Annotated in this window: 9 protein-coding genes and 4 pseudogenes; 7 read left to right on the top strand and 6 right to left on the bottom strand. The window is 60.3% G+C overall.

Annotated features, from left to right (window positions below; translation table 11 throughout):
* Positions 1-1,234 precede the first annotated feature (1,234 nt).
* Positions 1,235-1,519 (top strand): VirK family protein, encoded by a 285-nt coding sequence (locus RX328_RS12565; RefSeq protein ID WP_244608742.1) that lies wholly within the window; start codon positions 1,235-1,237, stop codon positions 1,517-1,519.
* Positions 1,520-1,718: 199 nt separating this feature from the next.
* Here the strand turns inward: RX328_RS12565 and RX328_RS12560 are convergent.
* Together RX328_RS12560 and RX328_RS12555 are read right to left on the bottom strand one after the other, a co-directional pair.
* Positions 1,719-1,853: pseudogene (locus RX328_RS12560) on the bottom strand (IS5/IS1182 family transposase); the annotation flags it as partial.
* 14 nt (positions 1,854-1,867) lie between these two features.
* Positions 1,868-2,209: pseudogene (locus RX328_RS12555) on the bottom strand (hypothetical protein).
* 1,035 nt (positions 2,210-3,244) lie between these two features.
* On the opposite strand from RX328_RS12555, the gene RX328_RS12550 reads away from it, so the two are divergent.
* The 3 genes and pseudogenes from RX328_RS12550 (at position 3,245) to RX328_RS43525 (ending at position 4,550) form a co-directional block, all read left to right on the top strand.
* The gene (locus RX328_RS12550) at positions 3,245-3,502 is read left to right on the top strand and encodes a hypothetical protein (RefSeq protein WP_213255935.1); all 258 of its coding nucleotides are present in this window, start codon (positions 3,245-3,247) and stop codon (positions 3,500-3,502) included.
* 135 nt (positions 3,503-3,637) lie between these two features.
* A pseudogene (locus RX328_RS43530) lies at positions 3,638-4,319 on the top strand (IS66 family transposase); the annotation flags it as partial.
* Positions 4,320-4,391: 72 nt separating this feature from the next.
* A complete protein-coding gene (locus RX328_RS43525; protein ID WP_375293254.1) occupies positions 4,392-4,550 on the top strand; it encodes a transposase domain-containing protein in 159 nt (52 codons plus the stop codon).
* A gap of 235 nt (positions 4,551-4,785) precedes the next feature.
* Here RX328_RS43525 and RX328_RS12535 read toward each other — a convergent pair whose 3' ends face one another.
* The 3 genes and pseudogenes from RX328_RS12535 to RX328_RS12525 all read right to left on the bottom strand — a co-directional run.
* A complete protein-coding gene (locus RX328_RS12535; protein WP_213255933.1) occupies positions 4,786-6,210 on the bottom strand; it encodes a M16 family metallopeptidase in 1,425 nt (474 codons plus the stop codon).
* Complete coding sequence (locus tag RX328_RS12530; protein ID WP_375293253.1) at positions 6,207-7,682, bottom strand: M16 family metallopeptidase; 1,476 nt, start codon at positions 7,680-7,682, stop codon at positions 6,207-6,209. Before RX328_RS12530 ends, RX328_RS12535 begins: the two co-directional genes overlap by 4 nt.
* Before the next feature lie 304 nt (positions 7,683-7,986).
* A pseudogene (locus RX328_RS12525) lies at positions 7,987-8,082 on the bottom strand (NUDIX hydrolase); the annotation flags it as partial.
* 1,266 nt (positions 8,083-9,348) lie between these two features.
* On the opposite strand from RX328_RS12525, the gene RX328_RS12520 reads away from it, so the two are divergent.
* Positions 9,349-9,561, top strand: a complete 213-nt coding sequence (locus RX328_RS12520; protein WP_108521523.1) for a hypothetical protein — start codon at positions 9,349-9,351, stop codon at positions 9,559-9,561.
* An 854-nt stretch (positions 9,562-10,415) separates the two neighbouring features.
* The gene (locus RX328_RS12515) at positions 10,416-11,561 is read left to right on the top strand and encodes an IS630 family transposase (RefSeq protein ID WP_213255931.1); all 1,146 of its coding nucleotides are present in this window, start codon (positions 10,416-10,418) and stop codon (positions 11,559-11,561) included.
* Between the two features lie 47 nt (positions 11,562-11,608).
* On the opposite strand, the gene RX328_RS12510 is transcribed toward RX328_RS12515, so the two are convergent.
* Positions 11,609-12,725, bottom strand: a protein-coding gene (locus tag RX328_RS12510) for an IS630 family transposase (RefSeq protein WP_249727131.1) whose coding sequence is annotated in 2 segments (ribosomal slippage) — positions 11,609-11,776 and positions 11,778-12,725 — 1,116 coding nt in all. Because the reading frame shifts where the segments join, the coding sequence is not laid out codon by codon here.
* A gap of 37 nt (positions 12,726-12,762) precedes the next feature.
* Between RX328_RS12510 and RX328_RS12505 the strand changes: the two genes are divergently transcribed.
* Positions 12,763-13,065 carry a LexA family protein gene (locus RX328_RS12505; protein WP_213255929.1) on the top strand — a complete coding sequence of 101 codons (303 nt, stop codon included), beginning with the start codon at positions 12,763-12,765 and terminating at the stop codon, positions 13,063-13,065.
* Positions 13,066-13,105 lie beyond the last annotated feature (40 nt).

The raw sequence follows: 13,105 nt of genomic DNA, 5'->3' as shown, positions 1-13,105 counted from the left end.
GCAATGCACAGTGTTACACCTCGCACAGCGCGAGTGAAACGGCACCGTTGTATCGGTCATCGCACAAACGGCTGCATCCGACTTAACACCGATGAATGCGGTCGAGCGTCGATCTCCTATGCTGAAACAGCACCGGCCCGACGCACACTGCCGGGTATGAGGTGCGTCGGGCCGGTTGGGGCATGGCGCGGCACCTGGCCGTGTCCAACCCAGATAAACCCGTGCAAATAATATGCCACACGAAAAGGTGCCGATGATCCGCGTCGAAATCGCCGGTGTCCGGCCACACGGATTTTCATTTGCGGGCGGGCGCGCGTACGTATGGGCCATCTCCTCCGGGCTTAGTTTGCGTTACGCCATCAAGATCGATTTGATCGGTGGCCGGACGATTGCCGAAATTCGATGTCGGGGAGACTTCCTTTGCGCGGCCTGTGACCAGAGGGACGCCGATATCCGAACGGATTAGATTTACTGCGTCACAAATCATGACGGCGCATGAGCTTCCATTTCGATAGCGCAGCACGGACATCTAGGTAGCGTCTAAGCAAATACGCTCGCGAGGCACCGCCGCATGGTAGCGAACGAGTCCGGCATGTCACCCTCTGTTCTGAGCGGGAGCGCCGCGGGTCAGCCAGTCATTGCGATGAGCGGGGCGGACCCGGAGCCGCGCAAAGCGCGAGGTCAAGAAGTCAACGCTGCCGTCGCGCCATTTGACATTCCGCCAAGCTTGTTTCGGTATACCGAGATCAAAGTCCCTTGACCGAGCAAGTATTTTGCTCGTCGTCCCATCGCATCAATTTCGCCGGCGGTCCATTCCCCGACCATTTCTTCGGGCGGTGCGTCCCTGCCGGGCGGCCACACGGAGTGCTCGGCAAGATGCCCGTTTCTTGAATGCTCGTTCGAAACTCTTCCGCTTACGCTTATATGTGAGCCTGCACCCTCTCGGTCATATCGGCCTCCTTTGCATTCACGCACTATTGCCGTTTGTACTTTCGACGCTGCCACCCGCTGGACCAAACAGTGCAGAGGGTGTCACAAATGGTGAAGCCACTTCGCATACCTTACGTACCGAGGTTGTGAGGTTGGATTATCCTTCGCAACGACTTGCGCGCGGTTGCGACACGTGTAGTTGTTGCGACCGAATATGTCCGGACTCCGCCAGGCTGTTTGCGAACACGACATCGGGCAAGTTGGCGCTTGCGTTGCCTGCGGTTGTTGTGGAGGAGAAGAGCGTATGAAGTTCAGTGGCAGACGCCTTTCGATCCTGTTGTCCTTGCTTTCGGCTGTAAGCGTGAGCACGATCGCCAAGGCCGATGAGCCCTCGCCGAAATACGCCGAGGTGCTCAGTGCCCTGCAGGCCGGCAAGAATGTGAAGCTCATACTGGACCTGAACCGCTGTACCACCGTCGATGGCGGCAAGCCCGGGCCGGCCACGCAGGCCGGGTTGGTTATAAGTGCCTTCAGGGTGACGGCCCAGAACGGCATCAGCTTTGCCAATGCGCATCAAACCGTGGATTGACGGAATACATTCCGCCACAGCCTCAGCCGCGAAGGCAAGCTTACGGTGCGGGCCTTCAAGCTGACCGCCGGGGCGACCGAAGTCGTGAATCAGGGCGAATTCATCTGCGAACTGCCGGACGGCGCGAAGTTCGTTTGGGACACTGCGCAGGGCCACGGTGCGGCTTCGCTACCCTGATCCTTTCGAGTGGAGATCTATCGAGCCATAACACGGCAGCCGAGATCGTGATGGCGGCCAGGTCGTTTCTGGCCGTCTTTTCGTAGCCGGTCGCCACGCGGCGAAATTGCTTCGGTTTACCGAAGCAGCACTCGATGAGGTGATGCTGACCTGCCAGGGCTGTTGAAGCACTCAGCCGCGTTCGCAAACGAAGCTTGTATCGTCGCCATTGTGTATGAAGAATTGGCCGACGAGCCTGCCCGCAGTGCCGATCATAACCGATCCGCGACCGCAGGCGGGGTCATTTTCGTCGTGTCCTTCCCATGAGAAACTCCGAGCAGGCCGAACCGTCTCGCGCGCTGTAGCGGACGTCGAGAAGGCGCTTCAGCGCACCGAAGGCGATTTCACAATCGGACTTACCCTCGAAGGTGAGATGCGCCTCTTCGACAAGATCGAGGAAGTCGCTGTCCCAGTTGTCCATTTCGGTGATGCGCCAGCGGCAATGGCCTGGGCGAAGCCGGGCACCTTGGCCATCAGCCGGCCCCGGCAGCCGCACCAGATGAAGTCTTCTGCATCGCAGGCAGGCGGTTACGCCTGCATGGTCCGTCAAATTTGAGTATGACTACCTGCATTTTGGCGGGCCGAGTGTCGCGACCGCTCCGACCGTGCAGTTTCCACCGCTTGCAATTCTTCCGGCGAACACAACCAGCCTATCGAGCAACTATCACATTGGAAAGGTCGGGTTGAATTACCACTTTGGCGCCGACCCGCGGGCGGCGCAATGGTCTGACGCGCCGCTGTATGCAAAAGAACCCACCAGCGTGCCGCCCATTGCGTACACGGCCGATTAGTCATTCGAAGGCGGATCGCGGCTCTGGCGCAGCCGGGGACGATTCCAATGAGACCATAGCGCTGCGCCTCATATACCTGGAGATCCTAGCATTCTCATCTCGAGGCTCACTTATCACGGACTGGACAGACTTCCGGAGAACTATTTGGCGGTCTTGACAGCCCGTGGGGAATATTCCTGAAGGGCAATATTGGCCCCGGGCGCTTCAACAAAGGAAACATAAACAATGAAGATTGGGGCATCGAACGCTCGTTGTCCTGTATCAACAGGCCAGGCCAACGGAAGGTTCACATACTACACGGCCGACGCCGGTTACGATTTGCTGCGCGGCACCAACCATAAGGTCGGCGCATTCATCGGCTGGCCCTATTACGGCCAGAGCTCCGACTCGACGGGATGCGTGCAAATCGCCAACCCCATGTATATATGCCGGCGCCGGCTGACAGGATCATTGGCAGCCAGCATACTAACTGGGATGCATTTCGTGTCGGTCTAAGCGCCGAAACCATGCTCACGGAGCGTTGGCGCTTAAGCACCGACGCGCTTACCTGCCGTGGACCAATTACAGTGGTCGTGACAACCATCTCTTTCGCCATATGACCCACTTCACTGATCAACGCGGGAATGGTGGCGGGGGTACATCTCTCGCCTCGAGGGCGTCCGCAGGTTGGTCGCACAAGTCATCGATGGTGTCGAGTTGCGTTCTCGCAAGGGGATCCTTGCTCCCCGGTTTTGTTTACGACAAGGTCATCCGGGATTGTCGCATTCTTCTGGGCGGCGTGCCCTTTCATGGTTCAGGAAACGACTCGACGTGGCTTGCGGACTTCCGCGCGAAGGTCGAGGCGCTGCCCATATCTTACGTGATGAAGCCCAAGCTTATTGAAGCAGCCATCGAAGCAATGATCAGGTTCGTCCAGCCGGCCTACGTCGATTTGATTGCGGCGGCGGGCCGGCTCGAGGCCTCGTCCAGCACGTGACGATGGCGCCTGGAAGCACCCCAACGGGGGTTGAGTTCTACGCGCAGGCGCTCAGGCACATGACCACGACGGAGCCGTCGGCGACACAAATCCACGAGTACGGGCTGGAGGAGGTCGGCCCGGATCCACGGAGAGATGGAAAGATTAAAGAACTCGCTTGGCTTTGGTGGCGACCTCGCCGCTTTTTTCGAGCACATCAAAACAAGCCCCAAACTTGTCTATCCCGATACTGAGGAGGGACGGAGCACCTACCTCCGCGAAACCTCCCGCGTTATGGATGCGATGTACCGCGATCTCGGCAATTCTTTTGGCAGGCTTCCCAAGGTTGGGTGCGTATCGCGATCCGATGTTCGTGAGCATCCACAAAAACATCTGGCCCGGTTCAGTGGAATCGTCCAGGCGGACTGCTACAACGGCTTCGAGCCGCTGTTCGATCCGAAGAAGAAAGCGCTGCCGATCATGCCGGCATTTTGCCTCGCGCATGCGAGGCGAAAGTTCTTCGAGCTGGCCGACATCGCAAAAAATGCCCGGGAGGGCAAGAAGGGTAAGCCGATCTCCCCGATAGCGCTGGAGGCGGTCAGACGCCTCGATGCACTCTTCGTCATCGAGCGCGAGATCAACGGCTTGACCGCCGCCGAGCGGCTCAGCGTGCGACAGCAAAAGAGCAAGCCGCTGTTCGACCGAACGCGCCACACTCTCGCGCTCCTCCGCGGTTCGCGAGCCGATCGACTACATGCTCAAGCGCTGGGCCGACTTCGCCCGCTTCCTTGATGATGGCAGACTCTGCCTGACCAACAACGCTGCGGAAAGAGCGCTGCGCGGTATCGCTCTCGGAAGACGCAATTGGATCTTTGCCGGTTCTCAGCGCGGGGCAGACCGCGCCGCTGTCATGCTGACGCTTCTCACCACCGCACGCCTCAACGATGTCGACCCGCAAGCCTGGCTCGCCGATGTTCTGGCCCGTATCGCCGATCTGCCTGCCTCGCGCCTGCACGAGTTGCTTCCTTGGGAATGGAAAAGGCTACGCGCGGTCGAGAAACACCTCTGATCAGCGGTCCGTCGCAACCTGAACGTCTCAACCGGCTAGCGACCATCATAACCCAGACCGTCTATGCGCGCGCGTAATCGTTGCGCGGCAGTCCTCGGATGCGTAACGACTAACTGAAGTGACGGGCTCTCGCGAGGCCGCCCCTTGATGTAGGCAGGTCGGACGTCGGCCAAATAACGGCTATATGACAGCTTGTCCTTAACGCGCACCGAATGTCACCTCACGAACACAAAGGTCAATTGGGTGTTGCCGGCGTTGCGGCGGATGGCGCGGCGCCTGGCTGTACTGCCGCTGGCGGCGGCGTCGTGGCCGATGGCGCGGTGGTCGACTGGGCTGCGGCCTGCGGGGAGCTGCCGACGATGACGGTGAGCAGACCCTGGCCCCACAGCCGCTGCGCCGCCTTCCTGGCATCCTCCAGCGTCACCGCATCGACGAGCGCGCAGTGCTTCTCGATATAGTCGATCGGCAGCTTATCGAGCTGATACTGCAGCAGCGCCCGCGCAAGCTTTGACGAGGTATCGAGCGCCAACATCTGCGAGCCCTTCAGGTACGACTTGGCATTATCGAGCTCCTGCTGGGTCGGGCCTTCCTCGGCCATGCGGCGGACCTGCTTTTCGATCTCTTCCACCGTCTCGCCGGCGCGATCGGCGCGGGTGCCGGTATTGCCGACGAACAGCGCGGAATGATCCATCCAGAGCAGCGTCTCATGGACGGAATAGGCGAGCCCACGCTTCTCGCGGACTTCGCGGAACAGCCGCGACGACAGACCGGCGCCGCCGAGGATCTGGTTGACGACATCGGCCGCCATGAAATCCGGCTCGCTGCGGCGGACGCCCGGACCGCCGAAGCTCAGGACCGTCTGCGGCACGTCGAGCGGAACGTAGACGCGCTGCGGCGGCTTTGCCGCAACCACATCGGGGACCTCTGTCAACTGCGCCTTGGCCGGCAGGCTGCCAAAGGTCTTGTCGAGCAATTTGCCAAGCGTCTCTGGATCGACGTCACCGACCACCGCGATCTTGAGCGTGTCCTTGGCGATCACGCGGCGGACATAGTCCTTCAGATCGGCGACGTCGATTTTCGGCACGCTCTCGACCGTGCCTCCGGCCTGGCGAGCATAAGGATGATCGTTAAAGGCGACTTCAAGGAACTTGCGATTGGCGAGCGTTGAAGGATTCGTGGAGTCACGCCGAAGGTTCGCGAGCACCGCCGCACGGATCCGTTCGACATCGGCCGCATCGAAACGGGGCGAGGTCAGCGCCATTCGCAGTAGGTCGAAGGCCTCGTCCCTGTTGTCCTTGAGCATGCGCAAGGAGCCGCGAAACTGGTCACGGGACGAGGTAAAGCTCAGCTCAATGGCGCGGCGGTCGAGCCGCTCGTGAAAGCTCTTGGAATCGAGATCGGCGGAGCCTTCGTCGAGCAGGCTGGCGACCAGGTGACCGACGCCGGGCTTCTCAGCCGGGTCCTGGCTGGCGCCGCCGCCGAAGGCATATTCCATCGCGATCAGCGGGACGGTGGCCTCCTGCACGAACCAGGCTTCGATGCCACCGGGCGAGATCAGGCGCTGGATCTTGGTAGCGGCAAATGATGGTGCAGAGCCGAGCGTCGCGATCGCGAGCGAGGCCCCACCGAGGACGGCACGCCGAGTGAGAGAATGGGTCACGAGCGCTTCTCCTTACGTTTGGGCGCAGATTCCTTGATCAGATAGCCGGTCACGGAGCGTTTCTTGTCGAGCCATGCTTGCGCGGCCTCGCACACCTGCTCGGCGGTGACGGCCCGGATGCGGTCCGGCCAGCTTCGGATATCGTCGATGCTGAGCCCGGTGGTGAGCGCGGTGCCATACCAGCCCGCAAGCGTCGCCTGGTCATCCTGGGCGTAGATCGCTTGCGCAATCAATTGGGTCTTGACGCGCTCGAGATCCTCGGCGCGCGCGGGATTTTGCGCGAGGTCGGCGATCACCTTGTCGATCGCGTCCTCGATCTGGGCGAATTCGACGCCAGGTTTCGGCATGACAGAGATCATGAATTGCGAGGCATCAAGCGAGGTGCCCTCGTAGCTCGCGCCCGTGCTGCTCGCGAGCTGCTTGTCGATCACCAGCACGCGGTAGAGATAGGAGTTGATCCCGCCGCCCATCAACTGCGCGAGCACGTCAAGCGCAGGGCTCTCGCCTGCGGCCGCAGTGGTAGCCGACGGCACGAGATAGGAGCGGCGCCAGGTGGGCTGCTCGACGCGGGGATCGGAGAGCGTCACGGTGCGGGGTGCCGCGGGCGTCGGCTCCTGTGGCCGCACGCGCTTCGCGGGGATCGCGGGCTGCGCAGGAATGTCGCCAAAATTCTCTTCCACCATCGGGCGGATTTCCTTGGGATCGACGTCGCCGGCGATGATCAGGATCGCGTTATTCGGCGCGTAGAAGCGCTTGTAGAACGCGAGCGCGTCCTCGCGGTCGAGCTTCTCGATCTCCTGGCGAAAGCCGATAATGGGGCGGCCGTAGGGGTGGTTGAGGTAAAGCGCCGCCATCATCTGCTCGGTGAGCCGCGCATCGGGATTGTTGGCAACGCGCATGTTGAATTCTTCGAGCACAACATCGCGTTCGGACAGCACGTTCTCATCTTGGAGAACGAGACCGGCCATGCGGTCGGCCTCAAATTCCATCATCTTCGTCAGCTGCTCGCGCGGCACGCGTTGGTAATAGCCGGTGTAGTCGGGCGAGGTGAAGGCATTCTCGTCGCCGCCGACGCGCAGCACGGTCTGGGAGAATTCGCCGGGCGGATGCTTCGCTGTGCCCTTGAACATCAAGTGTTCGAAGAAATGCGCAAGCCCCGATTTGCCCGGCGTCTCATCGGCGGAGCCGACCTTATACCCAATCATCTGGGTCACGACCGGGGTACGATGATCGGGGATCACCACCACCTGCAAGCCGTTCGCAAGCGTGAAGCTTGCTGGTCGTTCCGAGGTGACTGTGATCTGGGTAAGCACGCTCTTGTTTTCAGCAACGTCCCGGAGGCTAGGATTGCTGCTATTATCCCTTTTGTATTCGGCTCTGTATTCGACCGCCAGCGCGGTGGGTGTCGTCAAGGCCATTGCAACAATGGCCGTGCCTAGCACCTTGGTTGTCACGGAACTACAATTCTTCATGCCATCGCCTTTTGGTCACATCGAGATTCACATTCTGCAACGGACGATCCCGACAAAGCAGAGAGCCGCACGCCGTTGGCAAACAATGGAGCAAAAGCCGTGCCAATCGCCTAATGCTTCCGCGCACCGCTGCGCGGGCAGCTGGACGCAAAACGAAGCGCCGCGCGTTCTTTCTCTTCCGAAAGCCAAAGCCGCACTTGTTTGGTATCTGCCAACATGTTGCGAACACGACATTGCACACGAAAACGCACGACAACTCGCCGCCTCGCGCTTGCCTAAATCCTGCGACGCCGCATACTGGCGCCTTGATCTCGCGCCAGAGGCACTGCTCCGCCGTTTCGTGGCCGCGCCGGCGCCCGCCAGGAAACATCCAAAGCTTGTCGCGGCGCGGCCGCACCAGGAGTACCCGGCCGCTTCGACGCCTGCCACCAGCACGGCCAAGCGATCATCGTTTCGATCGATCAATATGCCGAGAAAGCGTTTGGCAAGCGAGACTATTTCCTAAATAGGCCTCCCGGTTTCAGGGGCCGGAGCGACCAAATCCCGAGGTCGACGTCATCTGGGTCTATGGCGCCGGCGAACACGGCGTCATGGCCTTCACCGACTTCGGAAATCTGATCGAGCTCGTCCGGATGCACAAAGAAAATCCGACTTGGCTCAAGCGCTGGCCGCCCGACTAATACAATCAACCTGCGGCCTACGCCGGATGCGTACGGATTTTGTCGAGAACCGGCGAAGCATCAGGAACTGTGATTAGGCTCTGCGTCGCCATCCTCTTTAAGCGTCGGCCACTCCTCTGCGCGTCGGGCTAGCTTCTCATATTCCTCGGCGATCTTAAGGAGCCTATCTCTGGACTTGCCTTCAGCGAACGACACCGCTTTGGTCCGCGTCGCTTCCGCACGGCCTCGCCAGAATTTGGGATCGTAGAACGGATCTATCGGTTTCATGCAAATGAGCATGCAGTTCGTACATTAAGAAAATGCGACATCAGCCCCTCCAACATTACGTAGGCCGCCCTCCCCGCAAAATTCACAAATTCGGCCCAATTGCCTATATCTCGGAAGGAGCGAAGCCACGGGGCGCGATTCGCTTGAGAAAGCCGAAGCGGGGCACACGCATTGAGCGGTTGATAGAGTTGCTTTGCTCATGCCTCGTACACACCTGGTGGCAGCCGGACCAGCACGATACCACCCCCAGCCGCCACGACCTCCTTCGAAAGCGCACTCGGTCAAGTTTCTGCCAGGACGAAGGTTTAGACGCGCAGCATCTAAACCGCCCGCCATCTCGGGCTTGAAAGCTCTTTCCTCTTCGAACTGCTACCACGTCGCGCGATTTGCGCTGACTGGGATCGCAAACCAATCTAATGTTTCGATCTCTCCGACTTGCCGGCTTGGAGGGATCAGCCGTGCTGGAGCTGTCACTTCTAACACGTGCACGGCTGCCCTCGGCCTAGATGGGAATGAAACTGAGATTTTCCGCGCCAGTGAAGGCCTCTCACTCTGATTCGCGCGAGATGGCTCGTGGGGGCGCACGAGTTTGGACATATCCACACGAGCAGTCCTCGAAGGGGCTTGAATCGTACGCAGCGTTAGATTGTACGATCTTAAAAGCAGGTGGCGCCCCTAAGGCCATCTAAAAGCCTCCCGCCAGGTGATGAGAATTGCGAATGTCCCAAACTCTTAAGCTCACGCCGCAAGGGCCCGTCACGATCCTCGAGCACTCCCCCGAAAGCGAAGTGATCTATGGAGCGCATGGCGAACTGGCCAAGTTGCAGCCGGAACAGGACGAAGCATTTGGCACAATCTCGATCTCCGATGTCACGCGTGCCGCTCCTCGCAAGAGGTGGAATGCAGGTCGCGAGAGCGGACCATGTGGGTGATGGCCCCAGCTGTTACAGGCCGATAATGGTTCGCACTCCCCAACCAGGTGCAGCTTCGGGGGCGTGTTGGACGTAGCTGAATGCCGGAATTGCTGGCGGGGTATACCTTACCGCTATCGTAACTTCTTTCGTCTAGCCGGGCCGCAATCGTTGTTTCGCCCTGCTTGGCGGCTCTGAGTATCGGCCGACTGGCGGGTTGTTAGCCGCCTCCTCGCGCTCGGAAAATTACGGTATCTCACGACTAAGCGACCGAGGCACCGCTGCGATGGGTGTACAGATACGCAATGTGCGCTTCCGCGGCCGTCAATGCTTTGAATGGTTCCGGCCTGTTTCCCGGTAGACAGGTCATACTGCGCCTCGCGCAGGACGAACAATACCGCAGGATGTATCGACTTGAAGAGGATATCGTGAATCAAAAGCAGCGAACGCATGGGTCTTGGTTCTTCAAAGCACACCGCTGTGCAACAGCAGTTGCTGTTGCTGTTGTGACGACAACAGCTCTATGCACCGAACAGGCGGGTGCGCGAGATCGGCCGGCGACACCGGAGGAGCGAGAGGCTTGCACTCCGGACGTGTTTCGCTTTTGTGGCAGCCACATACCTGATGCAGGCGCCATTACTGCCTGTCTCAGAGCCAAGTTCACAAACCTGAGTGACCAATGTCGCTACGTGATATCAGTTCGAGACTCTGCCAAAGGAAAGGAAGGCTCGAAATGAGCCAGCGCCAATAGGCCGGCGCCTTCGATCGCCCGCGCTTCGAGACTAGACGACCGATTCCATGAACTTGGCAGTCATGGAACGGGAGGTTTGTTTGTGGATTCCTCGTTTGCGATTGACTGAACGAGGAGTTTCATCATGGCAGGATGGCGGCAAGCGGTCGAGTTGGCGATGACCGACGAAGAGATTGAAACGTTGACGGCTCTTTCGCGGTCGCGGACCGAACCGGCGCGCCGGGTATCGCGGGCTGCGATGCTGCTTGCCTACCGCGAGACCCCGTCGTTCTTTGCGGTGGGACAAAGACTTGGCGCCCATCATCAGACGGTCCAGCGCTGCGTCGAGCGGGCGGCGGCTGATGGCGCGCTGGCGGCGCTCGATGAGCGCCCGCGACCGGGCAAGGAGCCGGTGATCACGCCGGCGGCCAAGGCCTGGCTGGTGTCTCTGGCGTGCGACAAGGCCAAGGAGCATGGCTATCCGCACGAGTTGTGGACGACGCGACTGCTGGCCCGCCATGCCCGCGAGCACGGACCAGAGGCCGGACATGAATGTCTCGCCCGTCTGGTTCAGGGCACGGTGTGCAAGCTTCTCGGTCAGCAGGAAATCAAGCCGCACAAGGTGCGCTACTATCTTGAAAACCGCGACGCCGAGTTCGAGCAGAAGATGGCTGAGGTTCTGTATGTCTATCGCGAGGTCCAGGTCCTGAAAAAAGCCGCCGCCCGATCGAAGAAGTCGGACAAACCGGTAGCGATCGTCTCCTACGACGAGAAGCCGGGAATACAGGCCGTCGCGACGACAGCGCCGGATCTGCCGCCTGTGCCGGGCGTACATGCGACCTTCGCGCGCGATCATGAGTACAAACGTCACGGCACGCTCAGCCTGTTGGCGGGCATTGACCTGCTCACCGGGAAGGTCCACGCGCTCGTCAAAGACCGCCACCGCAGCCGAGAGTTCGTAGAATTCCTCAAGCTTCTCGATGCCGCCTATCCGGCCAGGACCGCGATCAAGTTGATCCTCGACAATCATTCCGCGCACATCTCGAGGGAAACCAGAGCCTGGCTCGACACACGACCGGCAGGCCGCTTCCAGTTTACCTTCACGCCCAAGCACGGCTCCTGGCTCAACCTCATCGAGGGCTTCTTCTCCAAGTTCGCCCGCTCCGTCCTGCGTCACATCAGGGTTACATCAAAGCACGAACTCAAAGAGCGCATCATGGCCGGAATCGACGACGTCAATCGCCATCCCGTCGTCCATACTTGGTCCTACAAACTCGCCGACGCCGCCTGATATGATTCGAACCAAGAAAACGATGATCTAGTACCTCGTCACAGTGATTATGACTCTTTGGCAGCGACGGGATAGGCGCGGCCCATTTTGGCGCGAGCTTTGTCGGTTGTGAACATCCAATTGATGCGAGCGCCGGCGGCGTTTCGTTGTCGTTCCCAGGCGTCGCGGCGGAGCCAGTGTGGGTCGTCGTTTCTGCGGTCCAGGCACTGGCCCGCGGAGCACGCCGATCTCGATCTCGACCATGTTGAGCCAACTGGTATGCTTGGGGGTGTAGTGGAACTCCAGGCGGCGCAGAATCCGTCGGGCTTCGGCGGGTGCGAATGCCTCATAGAGGGCGCCTACGGAGTGGATCGACAGATTATCCTGCACCACCCGGATGCACGCGGCGTCGGGATAATGGACATCGACGAGTTCGCGCATGCAGTGGGCGTAGTCTACTGCCGTCCGCCGCTCGGCGACCTTGACCTTGCGCCAAGGGCAATGGACGTCGATGCAGACGAAGAGATTGACGGTGCCGTTGCGGCGGTACTCGCAATCGTAGCGTTCGAGCTGGCCCGGTTCGGGTGGGATCGGCTGGCGAACCTCGCCGATGAGCTGGACCGGGCTCTCGTCGAAGCAGACCACCGGTCGGTCGGGATCGGGCGCCTCGGCATAGAGGTCGAGCACGTCTTCCATACGGGCGACGTATTCGCCGTCGACCTTTGGAATGCACCACATATCCTTGCGCCAGGGCTTAAGACCGTTTGCGGCCAGCCGCCGGCGCACCGTCTCGCCTGACAGGCTCTCGTGATCGGTGAGATTGACTATCGCCCCGGCCAAAAGCTCCAGCGTCCAGCGAGCGCGGCCCTGCGGGGGACTCGCGCAGGCGGTGGCCACCAACAGGGCTTCCTCCTTGCCGGTGAGCTTGCGCTCCGCCCCAGGACGCGGCTCCTCGCTCAGCGCCCGCTCCAGATTGCCTTCCACGAAACGCCGCTTGGTCCGGTACACGGTGGAACCGCTCACCGCTACCGTGCGCGCAATTTCTTCATCGCTGCAGCCGGCATTGGCTGCCAGCAATATCTGGGCGCGCTTGAGTTTGCGGGCGGCCCGTTTGCCCTTGCTCAACATCGCGGTGAGTTCACTGCGTTCGGCTTGGCTCAGTTCGACCCGATAACGTACATTCATCCCGACCTCCCTGTTGGAGGACCGGACGAATCGACAAATGAATCGAAAATCAGGCGCCGCGCGCAGCCTCAGCGCTCAAGGCTTCACGGAAAAGCAAGGCCAGTACCTGGCTTTCATCTACACCTACGCCCACATGTTCCGGCGCCCGCCCGCCGAGGCCGACATGCAGCGCCACTTTCAAGTCAGTCCGCCCTCGGTACACCAGATGATCGTGACGCTCGAACGAAATGGTCTCATCAGCCGTCAACCCGGCATCGCCCGAAGCATCCAAATCCTCGTGCCTCCGGAAGACCTGCCCATCTTAGATTGGCTCGGAATCAACCAGTCAGAACCATTGTGACGAGGTACTAGTCCCCGGCTGAATTCCAGGACGGCAACGC

The organism is Bradyrhizobium sp. sBnM-33, assembly GCF_032917945.1.
Taxonomy (GTDB): domain Bacteria; phylum Pseudomonadota; class Alphaproteobacteria; order Rhizobiales; family Xanthobacteraceae; genus Bradyrhizobium.
This window is presented reverse-complemented; position numbering and strand designations above follow the sequence as displayed.

Bases quoted from the DNA above. Each gene is read 5' to 3' on its own strand.
- RX328_RS12505 (WP_213255929.1), top strand. From the start codon at position 12,763: ATGAATCGAAAATCAGGCGCCGCGCGCAGCCTCAGCGCTCAAGGCTTC.
- RX328_RS12530 (WP_375293253.1), bottom strand. From the start codon at position 7,682: ATGAAGAATTGTAGTTCCGTGACAACCAAGGTGCTAGGCACGGCCATT.
- RX328_RS12565 (WP_244608742.1), top strand. From the start codon at position 1,235: ATGAAGTTCAGTGGCAGACGCCTTTCGATCCTGTTGTCCTTGCTTTCG.
- RX328_RS12520 (WP_108521523.1), top strand. From the start codon at position 9,349: ATGTCCCAAACTCTTAAGCTCACGCCGCAAGGGCCCGTCACGATCCTC.
- RX328_RS12515 (WP_213255931.1), top strand. From the start codon at position 10,416: ATGGCAGGATGGCGGCAAGCGGTCGAGTTGGCGATGACCGACGAAGAG.
- RX328_RS43525 (WP_375293254.1), top strand. From the start codon at position 4,392: ATGCTGACGCTTCTCACCACCGCACGCCTCAACGATGTCGACCCGCAA.